Below are 21,038 nucleotides of genomic sequence, written 5' to 3'. Positions count from 1 at the left end.
GCATGACGCTGAAACCAGAAGACGACGACGACAACATCGAGGTCATCGGCGGGGACCTGGCATTGGGCGGGGATCTTGAGCAGGACCCCGACCAGGGCGACGAAGGCAAATCGCTGACCGACCTGGTCGAGCAGCCGGCCAAGGTGATGCGGATCGGCACCATGATCAAGCAGCTGCTGGAGGAAGTACGCTCCGCGCCGCTGGACGAGGCCAGCCGAAACCGCTTGCGCGACATCCACCGGTCGAGCATCCAGGAGCTCGAAGACGGCTTGGCTCCCGAGCTGACCGAAGAGTTGGAGCGGCTGTCGCTGCCGTTCTCCGAGGACAAGGTGCCGTCGGCCGCCGAGCTGCGCATCGCGCAGGCCCAGCTGGTCGGCTGGCTAGAAGGTCTGTTCCACGGTATTCAGACGGCCCTGTTTGCCCAGCAGATGGCAGCCCGCGCACAGCTCGAGCAGATGCGCCAGGGCGCACTGCCGCCCGGGGCCGACGGCGGTCGTGGCCCGTTCCAGTCCGGCACCGGCCAGTACCTGTAGACCGTGTCCGAACCGCATATCTCCACACAGAACGCGTGGGTCGAATTCCCGATCTTCGACGCGAAGTCCCGATCGCTGAAGAAGGCGTTCCTCGGCAAGGCCGGTGGCGGGATCAACCGCAATGAGTCGAATGTCGTTGTGATCGAAGCACTTCGAGACATCACCATGTCGCTCAACATGGGCGACCGGGTGGGACTGGTCGGGCACAACGGCGCCGGCAAGTCGACGCTGCTGCGCCTGCTGTCGGGCATCTACGAACCGACACGCGGTTCGGCGACGGTGCGCGGCCGGGTGGCCCCGGTGTTCGACCTGGGTGTCGGCATGGACCCCGAGATCTCCGGGTTCGAGAACATCATCATCCGCGGACTGTTCCTCGGCCAGACCCGCAAGCAGATGGAAGCCAAGGTCGACGAGATCGCCGAGTTCACCGAACTCGGCGACTACCTGTCGATGCCGCTGCGCACCTACTCGACGGGTATGCGCGTGCGCTTGGCGATGGGCGTGGTCACCAGCATCGATCCCGAGATCCTGCTGCTCGACGAGGGCATCGGCGCCGTCGACGCGGAGTTCTTGAAGAAGGCCCGCACCCGGTTGCAGGCCCTGGTGGAACGGTCCGGAATCCTGGTGTTCGCAAGCCATTCCAACGAATTCCTGGCCCGGCTGTGCCAGACCGCGATGTGGGTCGACCACGGCACCATCCGGATGACGGGCGGCATCGAGGACGTCGTCCGCGCCTACGAGGGCGACGACGCGGCACGGCACGTGCGCGAGGTACTCGAAGAGAACGAGCGCGAGCGTCAGACGTGACCGACATGTTGTGCGCGGTCATCGTGACCCACCGGCGACCGGAGTTGTTGGCGAAATCCCTTGCCGTGGTGTGCTCCCAGACTCGGCTGCCCGATCACGTGATCGTCGTCGACAACGACAACGACCCCGCGGTGCGGACCTTGGTGGAATCCCAGCCGGTCGCGACCACGTACCTCGGTTCGGCCCGAAACCTGGGCGGCGCAGGCGGTTTCGCGCTGGGCATCCTGCACGCGCTGGCGCTGGGCGCCGAGTGGGTGTGGCTGGCCGACGACGACGGGCGTCCCGCCGATTCGTCGGTCCTCGCGACAATGTTGGACTGCGCGGCGAAGCACGACCTGGCCGAGGTGTCGCCCATGGTGTGCGACCTGAACGAGCCTGCGCGGCTGGCCTTTCCGTTGCGCCGCGGGCTGGTGTGGCGGCGGTACGTCTCCGAGTTGCAGGTCGATAAGGACGCCGGGGTCGACTTGCTCCCCGGCATCGCGTCACTGTTCAATGGCGCACTGTTCCGGGCCGCGACACTGGAAGCCGTTGGCGTACCAGATATCCGGCTGTTCGTCCGCGGCGACGAGGTCGAGGTCCACCGCCGGCTGGTCCGCTCCGGCCTGCCGTTCGGCACCTGCCTGGACGCGGTGTACCTGCACCCGCAGGGCTCCGACGAGTTCAAGCCGATCCTCGGCGGCCGCATGCACACGCAGTACCCCGACGACGCCACCAAGCGCTATTTCACCTACCGCAACCGCGGATATCTGCAGTCCCAGCCGGGTATGCGCAAGCTGGTCCCCCAGGAGTGGGTGCGGTTCGGTTGGTACTTCCTGATCACCCGGCGGGATCCGGCGGGGCTGCGCGACTGGATGCGATTGCGCCGCTTGGGACGAGACGAGAAGTTCAGCAGGCCCGGTTCGGGCGGACCCATTTCAGGAGGACAGCGATGACGTTCACCGACGCGGCCGCGCAGTCCAAAACGCTGCGCCGCGCTTGGGGCGACCTGGGGAGCGGCTTCGGCAAGCGCGAACTCTGGCTGCACCTGGGCTGGCAGGACATCAAGCAGCGCTACCGGCGCTCGGTGCTCGGTCCCATCTGGATCACCATCGCCACCGGCACCATGGCCGTGGCGCTGGGCGGCCTGTACTCCCAGCTGTTCCACCTCCCGCTGGCCGAGCACCTGCCCTATGTGACGCTGGGCCTGATCATCTGGAACCTGATCAACGCGTCGATCCTCGAAGGCGCCGATGTGTTCATCGCCAATGAGGGCCTCATCAAACAACTTCCGACGCCATTGTCGGTGCATGTCTACCGCTTGGTGTGGCGCCAGGTGCTGCTGTTCGCGCACAACATCATCATCTTCGTGATCATCGCGATCATCTTCCCGAAGCCGTGGTCCTGGGCCGACCTGTCGGTGATCCCGGCGTTGGCGCTGATCGTCGCCAACTGTGTCTGGGTCGCCTTGTGTTTCGGCATCCTGGCGACCCGCTACCGAGATATCAGCCCGCTGCTGGCGAGCCTTGTGCAGCTGCTGTTCTACATCACCCCGATCATCTGGAACGACCAGACGCTGCGCCTCCAGGGCGCGGGCACGTGGGCGAAAATCATTGAGCTGAACCCCCTTCTGCACTACGTGGACATCGTCCGCGCGCCGTTGTTGGGTGAGCCTCAGGAACTGCGGCACTGGGTCGTGGTGATCACGTTGACCATCCTGGGCTGGATCGTCGCCGCGATCGCGATGCGGCAGTACCGGGCCCGCGTGCCGTACTGGGTCTGATTCAGTACTCGACGTACCGAACCGGGTAGCGACCTGCTCGATCTGCTCGTCGCCGATTCGTCGTGGCGCGCCGCCTACGACACGTCACCCGACGGCGCGTTCCAGGTGTTGCACTGACTGACCCGATTCGACGTGTCGCCGACTTCCCACCAGCCCTGACCGTGCTGCGGGGTGCCGTGGTCCCTCGCGTACCTCGTGGGCTCCCAGTCACCGCGCAACGCATCTTGGAAGGCGATGTCGATGTCCTGCTGGCCGAAGCGGCCACCGGTGCGGCCGCGTACGTTCGCGATCGAGCCGATGAGCATGCCGGAAAAACATTGTGCCTGCAGCTCCAGTCGGCGCGACAACTCCAGGCCGCCAGCCGAATCGAAGCCGGCTGCATTCGCCTGCCGATACTCCTCGGCCAGCGCCCCTACCAACGCCTGGACGTGGTGACCGTACTCGTGCGCGAGCATCGACAGATAGATGACCGCCTGACTGCCGTACCGAGCCGCCGGCAGGCCCTCCAGCGGCATGTAGATGGTCTCGGTCGACCCGCAGTAAAAGGCCGGGTTGTGCGTCGGCCCAACCGAATTGGTCCCGCACGGGCTCTGCACCACCGTGCCCGTCGGCACCAGCACCTTGGCGCCCCGGAATTCCTGCCCCGCCGCATCGACCAGCGGCTTCCAGCCGGTATCCAGGCAGAGCAGGGCCGATTCGTAGAAGGCGGCAGCGGTCGCCGTGTCGCTCGGCCAGCCCTGCGGGTTACACGGCTGATTCTGTAGCCCCCACTCAGGGTTCTGCCACAGCGCGTTGCCACCCAACGCCGCATATCCGGTCGGCAATGGCGGGGTCGTCGGGGTCGGGGTGGCCGTCGTCGTCGCAGTGGTACTGGTTCGGGTCCAGGTACCCGTCGGCCCGAAATCCGGATAGTCGTCGGTCGTGGGGACGTACGTCATCGGCCCGCCTGCCCGCACCGGAGTCCGCTTCACCGCAGCCAAACACCCTGCGGCCAAAAGGAATACCAACAGTAAGGCGCCGACACCGATGAGAATCGGTGCGGCAGAGCTCTTTCGGGGCGGCGGATAGAACTGAGGCAGCGAGGCGGCCGGATAGCCGGGCGGCGGACCCCAGGGTCCGACCGGCGGAGCCGGCCGACCACCGTGAACCGCGCGCTGCTGCCAGGCACCGCCCCACACGGGGAACTGTCCGGTGTGGCCGCTCCCTGGAGCGGCACCGACGTGGGTCGCACGGGGCACTTGCTGCCACGCCCCCGGTGCCGCGACCCACGGATTCTGTCCCGGCGGTCTACCCGTCGGCCCCCACGACTGCATTCGCGAAGACTATCGCGCGGCTAGGAGACGCCTACCCACTGACCTGGCGCGGTTGCCGAGGGATTCTGTCCCCCCGCCGGCGGCCATGGACGCTGCGGACCCCACGATCGCATCAGCCGTAGATTACTGTGCCGACCATGGGGGTTCGAGCCAGCATTGTCGCGGCCGTCGTTTTCTCGGTCCTGGGGGCCTGCCTGACCGTGGGCGTAGGTCCCGCGCGGGCTGACACACCCGCGATCACCCTCGATGTCAATCTGAGCCTGCACAGCGACGGCACCCTGGCGGTGACCACGACTGCGACTGTGCCCGAGGGCACCACCGCGACCGGACGCATTCCGCTGTCAATTCCGGTGGAGGCCAACCGGACTCAACATTTCCAGATCTCCGATATCAGCGGCGACAACGGTGCGTCAGCCGAGGTTCAGGGCGGCGCGCTGGTCATCAACGCACCGGCCGGTACCTCCAAGGTCGGCTACACCGTCCGCGGCACCGTCGCTGACGGCCCGAATCTCCAGCAGTTCACCTGGATACTGACAGCAGGATGGTCCGCCCCGATCTCGACGCTGACCGGGTCCTTCAACTCACCGTCGGCTAAGCCGGATTCACCCATCTGCGCGTACGGCCAGATCGGCGTTCGCCGCTTGTGCTCGTTGACCCAGACCGCCGCCAATGGCTCGATCGAGTTCCAGAACAACAACCTGGGGGCCAACGAGGTCGCCCTGTTCTCTGTTCTCCTGCCGGCGAAAACCGTCACGGCCACAGCTGATTTCACGCCCACCGTCGGCGGCGACCCGGCTTCGTCCGGCGGCAATGACACTGCCGGGCTGATTGCCGTCACCACTGCGGCGATCATCGCGCTCGCACTGACGGTGCTGGCCTGGTTGCGCCGCCGAGCGGATGACGCTGCAATCCAATCCACCACGGGCCCAGTGCAATTGCTCGACCCCAGCGACGGCGCCTTCACGTCTCCCGACGGCGTCCTCCCCGGCCAGATCGGCTCGGTCACCAACGGCCGCACTCGCCCGTCCGACCTCGGCGCCACTGTGCTGGACCTCGCGGTCCGCAACTACCTGTGGATCGCCGAACGCCCCACGCCCGCAGGTGTACTCGACTTCCAGATTTCGCGACGCACCCCACTCGATGGCGGCGTCACCGAATTCGAGCGCGCGGTCGTCGACGCCTTGCTGCCCAACAACCGCGAGTCGACTTCCGTTCTGGCCCTTACACAGTCGGATCGACCCATTGAGCTCATGGCGGCGCGTTGGGCAATCACCGCCAGCGTCGGGGCCTGGCTTCGCCGTGGCCATCGACTGGAAATCGTGGGCTACGCATTGGTGCTGCTCGGCGCCGTCGCCGCCGTCGCGATACCGCACCCGCTCTGGGGCCTCTCCGTCACCGTGCTGGGTGCCGGCCTGGCCGCCGTGGGACGGCTACTGCCAGACCGTACCGCGCGCGGCAGTCGACTGACCGCGGCCATCAGCAGCACCCGGCGCTATCTGACCACCTTCAGCCCGGACAGCGTGCCACCGCAGGGGCAAGCGGTCCTGCTGCACCGCGCCATTCCCTACGCGCACTCGCTGGGCGAACTTCGTACCTGGCTGAGCCGCTGGCCGAACCCGGGCACCGCTGACTGGTATCGAGCCGCCGGTGACCAGCCATTGCCGGCAGGATTGCCGACCCTGGCCGCACAGCTGGACGGCATTGCCGCCCAGAGCGAAGCAGCGCGTCGTTAGGTTTCCGCGGCCGAATGTCGCGTAGGTCACTACCCCGGGCTCAGCTCGTTGTCTCCGGGGTTCCTGCCGGCCACTTGACCGTCACCTTGGGTTCGGTGGCGCGGAGTTCAATTGCGGCTACCGGCTTTCCGCGTCCCCCAGGAGCAATCATGACCATCACCGAAACCCCCACCACCAACGACACCGCGAACGGGCAGGTCATCGAGGCCGAGCTCGTCGAGGCCGCTGACGCCGCCGAAGAGGAGACCAACACCGGTCTCGCCATCCGCGAGGTGCTGAGCGGTGTGCTGGAGCGTCAGCTCGACGCCGGCCACAGCCTCACCCGTCAGCTCGTCAGCGCCACCTCCGCGGCCGCCGAGGCCGTCGTCGAGTCTCCGGCCAAGGTGCTCTCGTCGGTGCGCGACGGCGCCACCCTGCCGGATGCGGTGACCGAGACCGGCTCGGCCGTTCAGGACGTGCTGGCCGAGTCGGGTCGCGACATCCGCAGCGCCGTAGGCGAATACGTCGGCCGCAACGCCGTCGGCCCGAACGCGATCATCGCGGGCGCCTCACACGTGGCCGGCTCGCTGGTTCGCGCCCAGGGCGCTTTGACCGCGACCGCCGTGGACGGACTGTTCACCGTGGCCGGCACCGCCGCCCAGGGCGCCGACGACGTGCGCGAGGTCGCCGGCCGCGAATGGGGCGAGCTGCGCACCACCGCCACATCGGCCCGTGAAGCGGTCGAAGCCCAGCTCACCGTCACCCGCGAGAGCATCCGGGACGCTTTCGACATCACTGCTTGATTCACCGCGACGCTCGGGGTCGGCTGCATCGCGCGGCCGACTCCGATGCATCCCGGATTCGACGAGCGCCGTGGCGACCTGAGGCTTGAGCGGGCCTCAGGGCAACTGAGCACGTTATCCACAGGCTCGAATTCTGCTGTGGCACGCGTCAGATCCTTCCGATAGACTCGAACACATGTTCGATCATTGTGGTATCGGTGGCACGGGGGTCCTCGTGCGCGATGCCTCGACGGTCGATGCGATGGCGCATTATGCGCGGGTGGAAGCGGTGGCCGCGTCCGGCCGGTTCGTGGCGATCGCGGATCTGGTGGAGCTGCGGGTCGACAATCACGGTGATCGGCAGTGGTGGGCCTGCGATGGCTGGGATGCGGCCTGCGCGGAGGTCGGTGCCGCGCTGGGGATTGGTCCGAAGGAAGCGTCGGGGCAGTTGTCGGTGGCGATCGCGTTGCGGTACCGGCTACCGCGGGTAGCGGCGGTATTCGCCGACGGCGGGGTATCCGCGCGGACGGTGGGCCTGATCTGTTGGCGTACCCGCTTGGTCGAGGACCCGAACCTGATGGCGGTGATCGATGCCGCGCTGGCCGGGGCACTGTCAGAGTGGGCGGGCCTGTCCCGCAAGAAGATCGAGAAGAAGATCGACGGCTGGGTGCAGAAATTCGATCCGGCCGCGGTCCTCAAAGTGCGATCCGCGGCCCGGCGCCGTGGGGTCGGGGTCGGCAAACCCGACGACGACACCGGGGTGGCCTCCATCTGGGGTGCCCTGCTGGCCACCGACGCCGAACTACTGGATCGAGTACTGACCGAACTCGCCCGGCAAGTATGCGACAACGATCCCCGCACGTTCGGGCAGCGCCGTGCCGACGCTCTGGGTGTGCTGGCCGCGCGTGGGGATCGGTTGGCGTGCCAATGCGGCAACCCCGAGTGCCCAGCCGCCGGGCCCGATGCCCGCGCCACGGCAGTGGTGATCCACGTACTCACCGATGCGCTCCCCGCGCCGGTGGCCGATCCGCTGCTCAGCGGTGACCCGGCCGCGCCCCTGGCTCCCATGCCTCCTGCACCCCAGCCTGAGCCCGAAGCCGTGCCGACGCCGGCGTCCGAGCCCGCACCGGTGAGCGATCCGCAGCCGGCCACCACGCCGTACAAAACCCCGGCCCCAGCACCGGCACCGGAGTCGGAGCACGAGACCGCGCCCGAAGCGACACCGGTCCCGGCGCCCGTTCCCGCGCCAGCAGCCGCCACGGTCCCTGCTCCGGTACGCACCCCCGTCGGCTACATGGTCGGCGGGTCGGTGGTGCCGCCGGCACTGCTGGCTGATCTGGTGGCCCGCGGCGCTACCGTCCGCACCGTCGCCAGGGGTACCGATCTGGGCGGGGTGCCCCGGTACCGGCCCTCGACCGCCATGGATGAGTTCGTCCGGATGCGGGCGATGACGTGCATGTTCCCTGGTTGCGATCAGCCCGCGACCGCCTGCGATGTCGACCATACGATTCCCTGGCCGGCGGGGCCGACCCATCCGGGCAATCTCAGCCCGAAATGCCGAAAACACCACCTACTCAAAACCTTCTACAGCGGGCCTGATGGTTGGCGGGACCGTCAACAGCCCGACGGCACCATCGTGTGGACCGCACCCACCGGCCACACCTACACCAGCGTGCCCGAAAGCCGAATCCTGTTCCCCCACAAGCAGGTTGACACCCCACTACCGGACGGGCCACTGTCGAACGTCACCGACCTCGACGCCCCACCGGCACCCGGCCGCGGCATCATGATGCCCATCCGGCGGCGCACCCGCGCCCACAACCAGGCCCAGCAGATCGCTTACGAACGCGCCCTCAACGAAGCCGACCTCCAAGCGATAGCGGCCGGCCAAGAAGCCGCCGACCGACGCCACGCAGCCCGCGAAGCAGCGCGCCAGGCCGCAGAACAACAGGAATCCACCGGACAACGCCCACCCACCGACAGCGACATCCCACCACCATCCGCGTCAGGCACCGAAGACTGATCGGACGACGGCCTCATCGCCGTCGACTTCGACGAGTCCGAGTGCACGGGCATCACCGAGGGCGAGTGCACCCGCGGCGAGACCGAGGATGCAGGCGGGGCCGGCGCTGATCGAGGCATCAAGCTTGCGGCCGTCGGGCGGACCGATCTCGAAGCCGGAACGGGTCGCGCGCAGCTGCAGGGTCTCGTTGCCGAGCACGAGGCCGATCGTCACTACAGAGCGAACCTTGACCCGGCCGTCGAGCAGGGCCGGGACGGCGAGGGTGAGCCACTCCGGCCGGAAGGAGTCACTGCCCGCGGGGCCACTGATCATCAACGGCGTGGACCAGCGGAGCAGGCCTTCGATCGGTTGGCGCAACTCCGCACCCCATGGCGTCAGGGTGTATTCGACCACGCTGCCTTCGCCGGCCAGCCGGCGCTTGACCACCCCCGCAGCCTCGAGATCGCGGAGCCGGTCGGCGAGCAGGTTGGTCGCGATGCCGGGGAGGCGCTCGATCAGGTCGCGGTAGCGGGCGGGTGCGATGAGGAGTTCCCGCACGATGAGGAGGTTCCATCGGTCGCCCACGATTTCGAGGGACCGGGCGAGCCCGCAGTATTGGTCGTAGCTGCGCATCGCTCCGCCCTTCTACTTGAATTTCTCAAGTGACTATGAGATGTTCAAGCATACCCGGAAGCTGATCCGACGAGGGGTTGCCATGACCAATACCGCTCAGACCACACGGCCCGCCTGGGTCGACGACGATCTGTTCCCGTTCGAGAGCCACTTCATCGAGATCGACGGCCACACCGTGCACTACGTGGACGAAGGGTCCGGCCCCACGCTGCTGATGCTGCACGGCAATCCGACGTGGTCGTTCCTGTTCCGCGAGATAATCCTCTTGCTGCGCAAGGACTTCCGGTGCATCGCCCTCGACTACCCCGGCTTCGGGTTGTCCACACCGAGGCCCGGTTACCGCTACCTGCCCGAGGAGCACGCCGACGTCGTCACCGCGTTTGTCGACGAGCTGGACCTCAAGGACGTCACGTTGGTCGGGCAGGACTGGGGCGGCATGATCGGCCTTGCGGTGGCACAGCGGCGGCCGGGCGTCTTCCATCGGCTGGTGCTCGCCAATACCTGGGCCTGGCCGGTCAACGGGACATTCCACTTCGAGTGGTTCGGTCGCATCGTCGGCGGACTCCCGATGCGTTTCCTGGTCCGGCAATTCAATCTGCTCGTCAACGCCTTCATCCCGACCGGCCACCAGAGGCGCAAGCCGACCGCAGCCGAGATGGATCACTACCGCCGGGCGCTGGGCACCGCCGACCGGCGTCAGGCGTCTGCGGTACTCCCGGGCCGGGTGCTTACGAGTCGGGATTTCTTCGCCGAGGTGGAGGCCGGGCTGCCGGACATCGCCCAGCTGCCGACGCTGATCGCCTGGGGCGACGCCGACATTGCCTTCCGTCCCCAGGAGCGTGAGCGGCTGGAAGCGACGTTCCCCAATCACACGACCGTGATCGTCGAGGGCGCCGGAACCTATGTCGAGTCCGACGCCCCCGAGGAATTCGCCGCGGCGATCCGCACGTTCAGCGACGGCGCGCGACAGCCTTCCGAGTAGCGGCGTTCAGCCGGTTCCACGAGTTGATGACGGTGGCCATGCCGACGACGTGCGCGAGCTCGCGCTCGGTGAACACCGCGGCGGCTTGGGCGTACACGTCGTCCGGAACCGGACCGTGGCTCAGATCGGTGATGGCCTCGGTGATGGCCAGCGCGGCCCGCTCGCGGTCGGTGAACAGATCGCCGGCTTCCTCCCACGCGGCAACCAGGGCCAGACGCTGCTCGGTCTCGCCGAAGCGGCGCGCGTCGTGGACATGCATGTCGAGGCAGAAGGCGCAGTGGTTGAGCTGCGAGGCGCGAATCTTGATCAGCTCACCGATGGTCGAATCGATCTCCTTGGACGCGGCATTGCTGAAGGCCATCATCCCGGCGTAGAGCTCGGGAGCGACGTCGTAGATGTCGATGCGCTTGGTGTGGGTGGTGGTGTTCGGTGCGTTCAGTGTCTCGGTCATGGCATCCACGTTAGCCATGAAAAACCCGCGAACATGGTTCAATTTATGCGTGGTTTCATGGGCCAATTCTGAAGCGAACAGCGCGGGACTGGACCTGCATCTGGACCTCGGATCCACCGTCCACCCGGGCCGACGCGGCACTCGTGACCAGCTGATCAGGGCACTGAGAGACGCGGTCCGGTCAGGTCGATTGACCGCCGGCACCATGCTGCCGCCATCCCGATCGCTTGCCACCGACCTCGGGTTGGCCCGCAACACCGTCGCCGAGGCCTACGCCGAATTGGTCGCCGAGGGCTGGCTGGGCTCGCGCCAGGGCGCGGGCACGTGGGTTGTCGGCTCGCACACCGAATCGGCGCCGGTCACCCAGCGCGCCCAACCGGGCACCCCCACGCACAACCTCATGCCGGGTTCGGGAAACGTCGCGGCGTTTCCTCGGCAGGCCTGGCTGGCGTCGGCGCGCCGGGCCCTCACCAACGCCCCGACCGAAGCACTCCGCACCGGCGACGCCCGCGGGCGTCCGGAACTGCGCGCCGCGCTGGCCACCTACCTGGCCCGGGCCCGCGGCGTCCGCACCACGGCCGAATCGATCGTCATCTGCGCCGGGACCCGGCACGCCGTCGAGCTGCTGTCGAAAGTGTTCACACCCAACACCATTGCCGTCGAGGACTACGGGCTGTTCCTGTTCCGGGACGCCATAGACGAGAACGGTGCCGGCACGGTGCCGATCCGGATCGACGACGACGGCGCCGTCATCGAGAATCTCGAAACGACCAGCGCGGCAGCGGTTCTGCTCACCCCGGCGCACCATTTCCCGCACGGCGTGCCCCTGCATCCCGCGCGGCGCACCCAAGCCCTCGACTGGGCGGTCCGCACGAAAAGCTATGTCCTGGAAGACGACTACGACGGCGAGTTCCGCTACGACCGACAACCGATCGGCTCCATGCAAGGGCTGGATCCCGACCGGGTGGCCTATCTCGGATCGGCCAGCAAGAGCCTGTCGCCTGTGCTGCGGTTGGGCTGGATGGTGTTGCCCGACAACCTGATCGACCCGGTGCTGGCCGCGGCGGGCGGGCAACAGTTCTACGTCAACGCCATCGACCAACTGACCATGGCCGACTTCATCGAATCCGGCCAGTACGACAAGCACATTCGCCGGATGCGCAACAGCTACCGCCGGCGGCGAGATGCGCTGGCGGCCAAGCTGTCCGGGCTGGATGTCGAAATCAGTGGGCTGTCAGCCGGACTGCACGCCTTGATCCGGCTGCCGGACGGGACCGAACACGAGGTCATGCGCCGCGCAGCCGACGCCGGAATCGCGCTGTCCGGGCTGGCGCTGCTACGGCACCCTGATGCGGCGCCGGACACCCCGCACCAGGACGGCGTGGTGGTGAGCTTCGGCACGCCGGCCGACCACGAGTTCAACGCCGCGCTCGACGCACTGCATGCCGTGCTGGCGGCCGTCAGCCGGTGAGCGACGCCAACTCCGCCTCGAGATTGGCCCGGGCGGCGTCCTCCCACAGCCGCTGCCCCTCGACCGTGCGGTACAGCGACGGCCCGGCCAGCATCGCCGCGATCATCCGGCCCCGCCACATTCCGAAGTCCGCGTCGCTGACGTGGCGGTACTCGGCCCGCACCCGCGCGGTGTTGTGTTGGTAGTCCGCCGGCGGCACCGCGAGCACCGCCAGGTCGGCGTCGGACAGCACCTGGCCGTTGTGGTCGTCGGCCGCCGGGTCGTGGGTGATGGTCACCCGCACCAGGCGCCCCACCTCCGCCACGAATGCCGGCTCCACGCCCAGATCGGCCAGGTCCGACTCGGCAAGTAGGGCGCTGTTCTCCTCATCGTCAGACTGCCCGGCGTACACCGCGTCGTGGTACCACGCAGCCAGGCGCACCGCGTCAGGATCGTCCGCGAAGCCCTCCAGGGCGTCCACTCCGGACAGGATGCCGCGCAGGTGACTCAGGTCGTGGTAACTGCGGTGCGGCTCGGCCCAGCGACCCAGCAGCGACGCCCCGACGTCGTCGACGCGCGGCGACACAGAATGCCGCGCCAGCAGTGTGTGCCATGCCTGGAGCAAATCGGTCACGTGTCCATGGTGCACGTAAGCTGCCCGGGTGGCCGAGCCAGTCGAGATCCCCGCCGAACACAGTGCCGAGAAAGCCGTCGAGGCGTCCTTGGGCCTGGTGACGCAGGCGTGGCGGTTCGTCGTCACCGGCGGCTTGTCCGCGGTGGTCGATTACGGCCTGTATGCGCTGCTCAGCGCCGTCTTCGTGGCGAACGGCATGCCGGACGCGCGGGCCACGCTGATCGCGAAGACGCTCAGTTTCATCGCCGGCACGACGACGGCCTACCTGATCAACCGGCGCTGGACCTTCCAGGCCGAACCCAGCCGGGCGCGATTCATCGCGGTTGTGATCTTGTACGCAGTCACCTTCGGACTGCAGGTCGGCATCAATCAGCTGTTCTATCTGCAATTCGAGGGCGAGTCCTGGCGACGGCCTGTGGCCTTTGTCATCGCCCAGGGCACGGCGACGGTGATCAACTTCGTGGTGCAGCGAGCCGTGATTTTCCGGCTGAAGTGACGTTGCCCGGTACCCTTTGACCGTTATGTCTACCCAGCCTGACGCCACGCTGCCCTTGACGCGCCGCGCCCTCACCGGGTTCGGCCGCACGGCACCGTCCGTGGCAAACGTGCTGTCCACACCCGATGTCTCTGTGATCGCCGAGGCGGTCAAGCGGGTTGCGGACGCAAACTCTTCCAGCCCCGCCCACCTGCGCCGCGGCATCCTCGGCCGCGGTCTCGGCCGGTCCTACGGTGACCAGGCCTGCAACGGCGGCGGCATCGTCGTCGATATGACGGCGCTGAACCGGATCCATTCGATCAGCTCCGAGACGGCCATCGCCGACGTCGACGCCGGCGTCAGCCTCGATCAGCTGATGAAGGCCGCACTGCCGTTCGGGCTGTGGGTCCCGGTGCTGCCGGGCACCCGGCAGGTCACGGTCGGCGGCGCGATCGCCTCGGACATCCACGGCAAGAACCACCACAGCGCGGGCAGCTTCGGCAACCACGTGCTGTCGCTGGATCTGCTGATGGCCGACGGTGAAGTGCACACCCTGACCCCCGACGGACCGGACAGCGAGCTGTTCTGGGCCACCGTCGCCGGAAACGGGCTGACGGGCATCGTCATCCGGGCGCGCATCAAGATGACTCGCACGGAGAGCGCGTACTTCATCGCCGACGGCATCGCCACCGCGGATCTGGAAGAAACCGTCGCGGTGCACCAGGACGGCAGCGAGGACAACTACACGTACTCCAGCGCCTGGTTCGACCTGATCAGCCCGGAGCCCAAGCTCGGCCGCGCCGCGGTCAGCCGGGGCAGCCTGGCCAAGGTGGATCAGCTGCCCGCCAAGCTGGCGAAAGACCCGCTGAAGTTCACCGCGCCGCAGTTGCCGTCGATCCCGAACCTGTTCCCGGTCAGCTTCATGAACAAGCTCTCGCTGTCGGCGATCGGCGAGGCGTTCTACCGCATGAGCGGCAACTACCAGGGCAAGATCGTCAACCTGACGCAGTTCTACCACATGCTCGACATCACCTCGGGTTGGCAATATGCCTATGGCCCAGCGGGTTTCGCGCAGCACCAGTTCCTGGTTCCGCCCGACGCGCTCGAAGAGTTCAAGGGCATCATCCGCTGGATGCACACCCAGAAGCAGTACTCGGCGCTGAACGTCTTCAAGCTGTTCGGCCCGGGCAACAAGGCGCCGCTGAGCTTCCCGATGCAGGGCTGGAACGTCGCCCTGGACTTCCCGAACCGGCCGGGTGTCAACGAGTTCCTCAACGAACTCGACAAGCGCGCAATGGAATTCGGCGGCCGCGTGTACACGGCCAAGGATTCCCGCGTCAGCGCCGAGAGCTTCCACCGGATGTACCCGCGGATCGACGAGTGGATCGCCACCCGCCGCAAGGCTGACCCCAACGGCGTGTTCGCATCCGACATGGCCCGCCGCCTCGAACTTCTCTAGGAGATTCATGATTGACGCAACCGGCAACCCGCAGACCATCCTGCTGTTCGGCGGTACCTCGGAGATCGGCCTGGCCATCGTCGAGCGCTACCTCAAGAACGCCAAGGCGCGGGTGATCCTCGCCGACCTGCCGAACGCCCCGAAGCGCGACGCCGCCATCGCACAGATCGAGGCGGCCGGCGCCAAGGAGGTCGTCTACCTCGACTTCGACGCGCTGGACACCAAGTCCCACCCTGCCGTCATCGAATCCGCTTGGGCCAACGGCGATGTCGACGTCGCGATCGTCGCGTTCGGCATCCTCGGCGATGCCGAGGAGCTGTGGCAGAACCAGGCCAAGGCCGTCATGACCGCCCAGATCAACTACACCGCAGCGGTTTCCGTGGGCGTGCTGATCGGCGAAAAGATGAAGGCGCAGGGCTTCGGCCAGGTCATCGCAATGTCCTCGGTCGCCGGCGAGCGGGTCCGACGCTCCAACTTCGTCTATGGCTCCACCAAGGCCGGCCTGGACGGCTTCTACCTGGGCCTGGGAGAAGCCTTGCAGGAGTTCGGGGTTCACGTGCTGGTCGTCCGTCCCGGCCAGGTGCGCACCACCACCACGCTGGAGCACTGGAAGGCCACCGGCGCCAAGGAAGCGCCGTTCACGGTCGATAAGGAACAGGTTGCCGAGCAGATCGTCGCCGCAGCGGCCAAGGGCAAGGAACTCATCTGGGCGCCCGCCCCGGTGCAGCTGCTGATGTCCGTCATGCGCCACATCCCGCGGCCGATCTTCCGCAAACTCCCGCTCTGATGCGCAGCGCGCTGGCCGCGGGAGCCAGGGTGAGCGGCCAGATGCTGGCCGCCATGGCACTGGCGGTGCTCATCACGGTCATTGCGCTGCAAGCGATTGCCCGCGTCCAGTGGCCGGCGTTCAACTCGTCGAACCAGCTGCACGCCCTCACCACCGCGGGCCAGTGCGCCGTGCTGATCGGCCTGCTGCTGACCGGGTGGGCCTGGCGCCGCGGCTGGCACAAGAGCGCCAAACTGGCGGCCACGTCGCTGCTGGCCGCGTTCTCGGTCGTCACCCTCGGCATGCCGTTGGGCGCCACCAAGCTGTACCTGTTCGGCGTCTCGGTGGACCAGCAGTTCCGCACCGAGTACCTGACCCGCCTCGCGGATACCGCTGTGCCGCACGACATGACGTATCTGGGCCTGCCGCCGTACTACCCGTCGGGCTGGTTCTGGCTGGGCGGCCGGGTCGCCGCGCTGACCGGCACCCCCGCCTGGGAGATGTTCAAGCCGTGGGCCGTCGTGTCGATCACCGCGGCGATTGCGGCCGCATTCGTGTTGTGGGCGGCCATGATTCGCTTCGAGTACGCCCTGGCCGTCACCACGGCGACCGCCGCGGTGACGCTGGCGTACTCATCGACCGAGCCGTACTCGGCAGTCATCGTGGTGCTGCTGCCGCCGGTGTTCGTGCTGGCCTGGTCGGGACTGAAAGCTACGGGCCGGGGCTGGGCCGCCATTCTCGGCACCGGGATTTTCCTCGGCATCGCGGCACTGTTCTACACCTTGCTGTTCGGCTACCTGGCCTTCACCCTCGCGCTGATGGCGCTGTTGTTGGCCGTGTCGCGCCGACAGATCCAGCCACTGATCCGGGTCACCGTCATCGCCGTCATCTCCGGTGCCATCGCGGCCATCCACTGGGCGCCGTACTACCTGGCGGTGCTCAACGGCCACCCCGCCGACAAGGGCACCGCGCAGCACTACCTGCCGATGTCCGGCGCGCAGCTGACCTTCCCGATGCTCGACGCCACCCTGCTGGGCGTCATGTGCCTCATCGGCACGCTGTGGCTGGTGGTCAAGGCCCGCAGCTCGACCCGCGCCGCGGCGTTGGCGATGGCCGTCGGGTCGGTGTACGCGTGGTCGCTGCTGTCGATGCTGGCCACCCTCGCGCGCACCACGCTGCTGTCGTTCCGGTTGCAACCCACCCTGCTGGTGCTGCTGGTCGCGGCCGGCACCTTCGGCTTCCTGGAAGCCGCCCGCGGGCTGGCGCACCACTACGCGCAGCCGACCACCAACCGCGTCATCGCGGTGGCCGCCACTATCGGCGCGATCGGCGCGGTGTCGTTCAGCCAGGCGATCCCCGACATCCTGCGGCCCGACATCGCCGTCGCCTATACCGACACCGACGGCTCCGGCCAGCGCGCCGACCGTCGTCCCCCTGGCTCCGAGCGCTTCTATCAGGGGATCGACCGGAAGATCACCGCGGCGACGGGCCGGCCCCGCAACGAGACCGTCGTGATGACCGCCGACTACAGCTTCCTGTCCTACTACCCCTATTACGGGTTCCAGGGCCTGACGTCGCACTACGCCAACCCGCTGGCGCAGTTCAAGGAACGCTCCGGCGCGATCGAGAGCTGGGCGACCATGACCAGCCCCGACGAGTTCGTCAAAGCCCTCGACACGATGCCCTGGCAGGCGCCGACGGTGTTCCTGATGCGGCACGGCGGCACCGGCACCTACACGCTGCGACTGGCCGAGGACGTCTACCCCAACCAGCCCAACGTGCGCCGCTACCAGGTGGCACTCGACGAGCGGCTGTTCCACAGCAAGCACTGGCAGGTCACCGATATCGGCCCGTTTGTGCTGGCCATCCGTAGCGGCCACTAACATCTAGGCCCGTGGCCGGGGAACCTGAGGTAGAGCGCAATCACCGTACGGCTCGGTGGATCGCGATCGTCGCCGGACTGCTCGGCGCGTTCCTGGCGATGGCGACGCCGCTGCTGCCGGTCACCCAGACCACGGCACAGCTGAACTGGCCGCAGGCAGGCGTGCTGAAGAGCGTCGACGCGCCCCTGATCGGCTACGTCGCGACCGACCTCACCATCACAATCCCGTGCTCGGCGGCCGCCGGCCTCACCGGCCCCGCCACCACCCTGCTGTCCACGGTGCCCAAACAGGCGCCCAAGGCCGTCGACCGCGGCCTGCTGATCGAGCGCGTCGGCGGCGACCTGCTGGTCATCGTGCGCAACACCCCGGTCGTCAGCGCGCCGTTGACGCAGGTACTCAGCCCGGCGTGTAAGGAACTGAAGTTCACCGCGCACGACGACAAGGTCACCGGCGAGCTGGTCGGTCTGGTGCAGGGCCCGAAGGACAAGAACCCCGGCAAGCCACTGCGCGGCGAGCTCAGCGGCTACGACTTCCGCCCACAGATCGTCGGCGTGTACACCGATCTGTCCGGCGCGGCCCCGGCCGGACTGACGTTCTCGGCCACCATCGACTCGCGCTACAGCACCTCCCCGACGCTGCTGAAGATGCTCGCGATGATCTTCGGCGTGGCGCTCACCGTCGTCGCACTGGGCGCCCTGCACGTACTGGACCGCGCTGACGGCGTCCCGCACAAACGGTTCCTGCCACCGCGCTGGTGGTCGGTGAAGCCGCTCGACGGCGTCGTGGCAGCGACCCTGGTGTGGTGGCACTTCGTCGGCGCCAACACCTCAGACGACGGCTACATCCTGACCATGGCCCGCGTCTCCGAGCACGCCGGCTACATGGCCAACTACTACCGCTGGTTCGGCACCCCGGAGGCGCCCTTCGGCTGGTACTACGACCTGCTGGCGCTGTGGGCGCACGTGTCCACGTCGAGCATCTGGATGCGCCTCCCCACCCTCCTGATGGCCCTGGCGTGCTGGTGGGTGATCAGCCGCGAGGTGCTCCCCCGCCTCGGCCACGCCGTCAAGAACAGCCGCGCCGCCGCCTGGACCGCCGCCGGAATGTTCCTGGCGTTCTGGCTGCCGCTGAACAACGGCATCCGGCCGGAGCCGATCATCGCGCTCGGCATCCTGCTGACCTGGTGCTCCGTCGAGCGCGGCGTCGCCACCAGCCGGCTGCTACCGGTGGCCATCGCCATCATCATCGGCGCGCTGACGCTGTTCTCCGGCCCGACCGGCATCGCCGCGATCGGCGCGCTGCTGGTCGCCGTCGGCCCGCTGAAAACGATTGTGGCGCGGCATACTTCACGCTTCGGCTATCTGGCGCTGCTGGCGCCGATCCTGGCCGCCGGCACGGTGACGGCGATCCTGATCTTCCGCGACCAGACCCTCGCCGCCGAGATCGACGCCAGCTCGTTCAAGACCACCGTCGGCCCCGCACTGAGCTGGTTCGACGAGCACATCCGCTACGAGCGACTGTTCACCACCAGCCCCGACGGTTCGGTGGCTCGCCGGTTCGCGGTGCTGACCCTGCTGCTCGCGCTGGCCGTCTCACTCGCAATGTCGTTGCGCAAGGGGCGAATTCCGGGCACCGCCGCCGGTCCGGCCCGCCGCATCGTCGGCATCACCATCATCTCGTTCCTGGCCATGATGTTCACGCCCACCAAGTGGACGCACCACTTCGGCGTGTTCGCCGGGCTCGCCGGATCATTGGGTGCGCTGGCCGCCATCGCGGTCGGCACCGCCGCCATGCGGTCGCGCCGCAACCGGGCGATGTTCGCCGCGACGGTGCTGTTCGTCCTGGCACTGTCGTTCGCCACCGTGAACGGCTGGTGGTACGTCTCCAACTTCGGGGTGCCGTGGTCGAATCAATTCCCCGAGTGGCACTTCGGCTTCACCACCTTCCTGTTCGGCCTATCGTTCCTGACTCTGCTGTGGGCGGCGTGGCTGCACTTCTACGACCACACCCCCGACCGGCCGGTGAATCGCTGGGTTCCCCAGGCGCCCTTGGCAATTGCGTCGTGGATCGTGGTGTTCTTCGAGGTGCTGTCCCTCACCCTCGGCATGACGCAGCAGTGGCCGGCCTGGTCGGTGGGCCGCTCCAACCTGCAGGCGCTGACCGGTAAAACCTGCGGCCTGGCCGACGACGTCATGGTCGAGCAGGACCCCAACGCCGGGATGCTCGTCCCGCAGTCGACGACACTCGCCGACGCGCTGGGCGCCGGCGGCGCAGAAGGCTTCACCCCCAACGGAATTCCCTCGGACGTCTCCGCAGACCCCGTGATGGAACAGCCGGGCGGCACCAACTTCGCCGACAACGACGGCGGGCCCACCAGCGGCGCGGAGCCGGGCACCGAGGGCGGCACCACGGCCGGAATGGGTGTCAACGGCTCGCGCGCCAAGCTGCCGTACAACTTGAACCCGGCCACCACCCCGGTGTTGGGCAGCTGGCGCGGCGGCGTCCAGATCCCGGCACGCATGCGCTCGGGCTGGTACAAACTGCCGCCGCGCGATCAGACCGGACCGCTGCTGGTCGTCGCCGCCGCGGGCCGCTTCAGCCAGGGCGAGGTTCGGGTCGAGTACGCCACCGATAGCCAGGCCGCGGCCGGCAAGATCGCCGGGGCCGTCGGCTTCGCCGACGTCGGCGCGGCACCGGCCTGGCGCAACCTGCGCGCCCCGATGGCCGCCATCCCGCCCGATGCCACCCTGATCCGCATCGTCGCCACCGACGACGATCTCGCGCCTCAGCACTGGATCGCCCTGACGCCGCCGCGCATCCCGAAGCTGCGCAGCCTGCAGGACGTCGTCGGCTCCAAGGACCCGGTGATGCTGGACTGGCTCGTCGGTCTGGCGTTCCCGTGCCAGCGCCCCTTCGGCCACGACAACGGCGTCACCGAGGTGCCCAAGTGGCGCATCCTGCCGGACCGCTTCGGCGCGGAGGCCAACTCGCCGGTCATGGACTACCTCGGCGGCGGCCCGCTGGGCATCACCGAGCTGATGTTCAAGGCCACGCCGGTGCCGACGTACCTGAAGGACGACTGGTTCCGCGACTGGGGCTCGCTGCAGCAGTTCACCCAGTACTACCCGGACGCGCAGCCCGCCCAGATCGATCTGGGGACCGCCACCCGCGGCGGGCTGTGGAGCCCGGCGCCGCTACGCCATTCCTGATCGGCGGCCACGAGCCTGACCGAATGTGGAAAGACCTCGCTGACCCTGATGTTTCGAGGAAGGTCGGGGTATCGGGTCGGATGAAAAGTACGTGAGTGCAGTCGGCAGGCAAACTCCCTGTGGTTATTGCAGTTAGGGACGCCTGGCAGCCTGAGGAAGTACCTGGGTTCAATCAGGGTCGCTGCCAG

18 protein-coding genes are annotated in these 21,038 nt (G+C 67.8%); 14 read left to right on the top strand and 4 right to left on the bottom strand.

The features are described from left to right. Positions 1 to 2 precede the first annotated feature (2 nt). From A7G45_RS07580 to wzm, 4 genes are read left to right on the top strand one after another with little or no spacing between them, the layout of a single operon-like run. On the top strand, positions 3 to 533 hold the full coding sequence (locus tag A7G45_RS07580; protein WP_260935414.1) for a bacterial proteasome activator family protein: 531 nt from the start codon (positions 3 to 5) through the stop codon (positions 531 to 533). 3 nt (positions 534 to 536) lie between these two features. After that, positions 537 to 1,340, top strand: coding sequence for a galactan export ABC transporter ATP-binding subunit Wzt/RfbE (gene wzt, locus A7G45_RS07575; RefSeq protein WP_043402619.1), 804 nt, complete (start codon positions 537 to 539; stop codon positions 1,338 to 1,340). 5 nt (positions 1,341 to 1,345) lie between these two features. Continuing rightward, positions 1,346 to 2,272 carry a galactofuranosyltransferase GlfT1 gene (gene glfT1, locus A7G45_RS07570; RefSeq protein WP_276555015.1) on the top strand — a complete coding sequence of 309 codons (927 nt, stop codon included), beginning with the start codon at positions 1,346 to 1,348 and terminating at the stop codon, positions 2,270 to 2,272. Continuing rightward, a complete protein-coding gene (gene wzm / locus A7G45_RS07565) occupies positions 2,269 to 3,099 on the top strand; it encodes a galactan export ABC transporter permease subunit Wzm/RfbD (protein ID WP_260935408.1) in 831 nt (276 codons plus the stop codon). Before glfT1 ends, wzm begins: the two co-directional genes overlap by 4 nt. Before the next feature lie 74 nt (positions 3,100 to 3,173). On the opposite strand, the gene A7G45_RS07560 is transcribed toward wzm, so the two are convergent. Continuing rightward, positions 3,174 to 4,070: a neutral zinc metallopeptidase gene (locus A7G45_RS07560; protein ID WP_260935406.1), complete on the bottom strand. Its 897-nt coding sequence runs from the start codon at positions 4,068 to 4,070 to the stop codon at positions 3,174 to 3,176. 479 nt (positions 4,071 to 4,549) lie between these two features. Here A7G45_RS07560 and A7G45_RS07555 point away from each other — a divergent pair, with 479 nt between their 5' ends. From A7G45_RS07555 to A7G45_RS07545, 3 genes are all read left to right on the top strand, one after another. Further along, complete coding sequence (locus A7G45_RS07555; protein WP_260935405.1) at positions 4,550 to 6,145, top strand: DUF2207 family protein; 1,596 nt, start codon at positions 4,550 to 4,552, stop codon at positions 6,143 to 6,145. A gap of 149 nt (positions 6,146 to 6,294) precedes the next feature. Beyond that, entirely contained in the window at positions 6,295 to 6,927 is a 633-nt protein-coding gene (locus tag A7G45_RS07550) for a hypothetical protein (RefSeq protein ID WP_260935403.1), read from the top strand. A 175-nt stretch (positions 6,928 to 7,102) separates the two neighbouring features. After that, positions 7,103 to 8,929: a DUF222 domain-containing protein gene (locus tag A7G45_RS07545; RefSeq protein ID WP_260935401.1), complete on the top strand. Its 1,827-nt coding sequence runs from the start codon at positions 7,103 to 7,105 to the stop codon at positions 8,927 to 8,929. Here the strand turns inward: A7G45_RS07545 and A7G45_RS07540 are convergent. Beyond that, positions 8,912 to 9,541, bottom strand: coding sequence for a winged helix-turn-helix transcriptional regulator (locus tag A7G45_RS07540; RefSeq protein ID WP_260935400.1), 630 nt, complete (start codon positions 9,539 to 9,541; stop codon positions 8,912 to 8,914). The genes A7G45_RS07545 and A7G45_RS07540 overlap by 18 nt on opposite strands. An 82-nt stretch (positions 9,542 to 9,623) precedes the next feature. Here A7G45_RS07540 and A7G45_RS07535 point away from each other — a divergent pair, with 82 nt between their 5' ends. Further along, the gene (locus tag A7G45_RS07535; protein ID WP_260935399.1) at positions 9,624 to 10,523 is read left to right on the top strand and encodes an alpha/beta fold hydrolase; all 900 of its coding nucleotides are present in this window, start codon (positions 9,624 to 9,626) and stop codon (positions 10,521 to 10,523) included. On the opposite strand, the gene A7G45_RS07530 is transcribed toward A7G45_RS07535, so the two are convergent. Further along, positions 10,492 to 10,974 carry a carboxymuconolactone decarboxylase family protein gene (locus A7G45_RS07530; protein WP_260935397.1) on the bottom strand — a complete coding sequence of 161 codons (483 nt, stop codon included), beginning with the start codon at positions 10,972 to 10,974 and terminating at the stop codon, positions 10,492 to 10,494. The two genes, A7G45_RS07535 and A7G45_RS07530, sit on opposite strands and share 32 nt — an antisense overlap. A 49-nt stretch (positions 10,975 to 11,023) precedes the next feature. Between A7G45_RS07530 and pdxR the strand changes: the two genes are divergently transcribed. Then, positions 11,024 to 12,445, top strand: coding sequence for a MocR-like pyridoxine biosynthesis transcription factor PdxR (pdxR, locus tag A7G45_RS07525; RefSeq protein WP_260935395.1), 1,422 nt, complete (start codon positions 11,024 to 11,026; stop codon positions 12,443 to 12,445). On the opposite strand, the gene A7G45_RS07520 is transcribed toward pdxR, so the two are convergent. After that, positions 12,435 to 13,058, bottom strand: coding sequence for an HD domain-containing protein (locus tag A7G45_RS07520; RefSeq protein WP_043402592.1), 624 nt, complete (start codon positions 13,056 to 13,058; stop codon positions 12,435 to 12,437). The two genes, pdxR and A7G45_RS07520, sit on opposite strands and share 11 nt — an antisense overlap. A 28-nt stretch (positions 13,059 to 13,086) precedes the next feature. On the opposite strand from A7G45_RS07520, the gene A7G45_RS07515 reads away from it, so the two are divergent. The 5 genes from A7G45_RS07515 to A7G45_RS07495 are packed head-to-tail and all read left to right on the top strand — an operon-like array spanning position 13,087 to position 20,850. Further along, on the top strand, positions 13,087 to 13,554 hold the full coding sequence (locus tag A7G45_RS07515; protein ID WP_110789046.1) for a GtrA family protein: 468 nt from the start codon (positions 13,087 to 13,089) through the stop codon (positions 13,552 to 13,554). A gap of 25 nt (positions 13,555 to 13,579) precedes the next feature. Next, positions 13,580 to 14,992 (top strand): decaprenylphosphoryl-beta-D-ribose oxidase, encoded by a 1,413-nt coding sequence (locus tag A7G45_RS07510; protein WP_043402590.1) that lies wholly within the window; start codon positions 13,580 to 13,582, stop codon positions 14,990 to 14,992. Between the two features lie 7 nt (positions 14,993 to 14,999). Further along, the gene (locus tag A7G45_RS07505) at positions 15,000 to 15,779 is read left to right on the top strand and encodes a decaprenylphospho-beta-D-erythro-pentofuranosid-2-ulose 2-reductase (RefSeq protein WP_043402588.1); all 780 of its coding nucleotides are present in this window, start codon (positions 15,000 to 15,002) and stop codon (positions 15,777 to 15,779) included. Continuing rightward, complete coding sequence (locus A7G45_RS07500) at positions 15,779 to 17,641, top strand: galactan 5-O-arabinofuranosyltransferase (RefSeq protein WP_260935390.1); 1,863 nt, start codon at positions 15,779 to 15,781, stop codon at positions 17,639 to 17,641. Before A7G45_RS07505 ends, A7G45_RS07500 begins: the two co-directional genes overlap by 1 nt. Positions 17,642 to 17,652: 11 nt before the next feature. Then, positions 17,653 to 20,850 carry an arabinosyltransferase domain-containing protein gene (locus tag A7G45_RS07495; RefSeq protein ID WP_260935388.1) on the top strand — a complete coding sequence of 1,066 codons (3,198 nt, stop codon included), beginning with the start codon at positions 17,653 to 17,655 and terminating at the stop codon, positions 20,848 to 20,850. Positions 20,851 to 21,038: the final 188 nt, after the last annotated feature.

This window comes from Mycolicibacterium llatzerense (assembly GCF_025331195.1).
Classification (GTDB): Bacteria; Actinomycetota; Actinomycetes; order Mycobacteriales; family Mycobacteriaceae; genus Mycobacterium; species Mycobacterium llatzerense.
The sequence above is the reverse complement of the archived record's forward strand: the minus strand, read 5'-3'. Positions and strand labels throughout refer to the sequence as shown.

What these genes read in the sequence shown, in the direction of transcription:
- A7G45_RS07530 (WP_260935397.1), bottom strand. Translation starts at nt 10,974, where the DNA reads ATGACCGAGACACTGAACGCACCGAACACCACCACCCACACCAAGCGC.
- wzm (WP_260935408.1), top strand. Translation starts at nt 2,269, where the DNA reads ATGACGTTCACCGACGCGGCCGCGCAGTCCAAAACGCTGCGCCGCGCT.
- A7G45_RS07580 (WP_260935414.1), top strand. Translation starts at nt 3, where the DNA reads ATGACGCTGAAACCAGAAGACGACGACGACAACATCGAGGTCATCGGC.
- A7G45_RS07535 (WP_260935399.1), top strand. Translation starts at nt 9,624, where the DNA reads ATGACCAATACCGCTCAGACCACACGGCCCGCCTGGGTCGACGACGAT.
- A7G45_RS07545 (WP_260935401.1), top strand. Translation starts at nt 7,103, where the DNA reads ATGTTCGATCATTGTGGTATCGGTGGCACGGGGGTCCTCGTGCGCGAT.
- A7G45_RS07540 (WP_260935400.1), bottom strand. Translation starts at nt 9,541, where the DNA reads ATGCGCAGCTACGACCAATACTGCGGGCTCGCCCGGTCCCTCGAAATC.
- A7G45_RS07550 (WP_260935403.1), top strand. Translation starts at nt 6,295, where the DNA reads ATGACCATCACCGAAACCCCCACCACCAACGACACCGCGAACGGGCAG.
- A7G45_RS07500 (WP_260935390.1), top strand. Translation starts at nt 15,779, where the DNA reads ATGCGCAGCGCGCTGGCCGCGGGAGCCAGGGTGAGCGGCCAGATGCTG.
- A7G45_RS07555 (WP_260935405.1), top strand. Translation starts at nt 4,550, where the DNA reads ATGGGGGTTCGAGCCAGCATTGTCGCGGCCGTCGTTTTCTCGGTCCTG.
- A7G45_RS07505 (WP_043402588.1), top strand. Translation starts at nt 15,000, where the DNA reads ATGATTGACGCAACCGGCAACCCGCAGACCATCCTGCTGTTCGGCGGT.
- glfT1 (WP_276555015.1), top strand. Translation starts at nt 1,346, where the DNA reads ATGTTGTGCGCGGTCATCGTGACCCACCGGCGACCGGAGTTGTTGGCG.
- A7G45_RS07510 (WP_043402590.1), top strand. Translation starts at nt 13,580, where the DNA reads ATGTCTACCCAGCCTGACGCCACGCTGCCCTTGACGCGCCGCGCCCTC.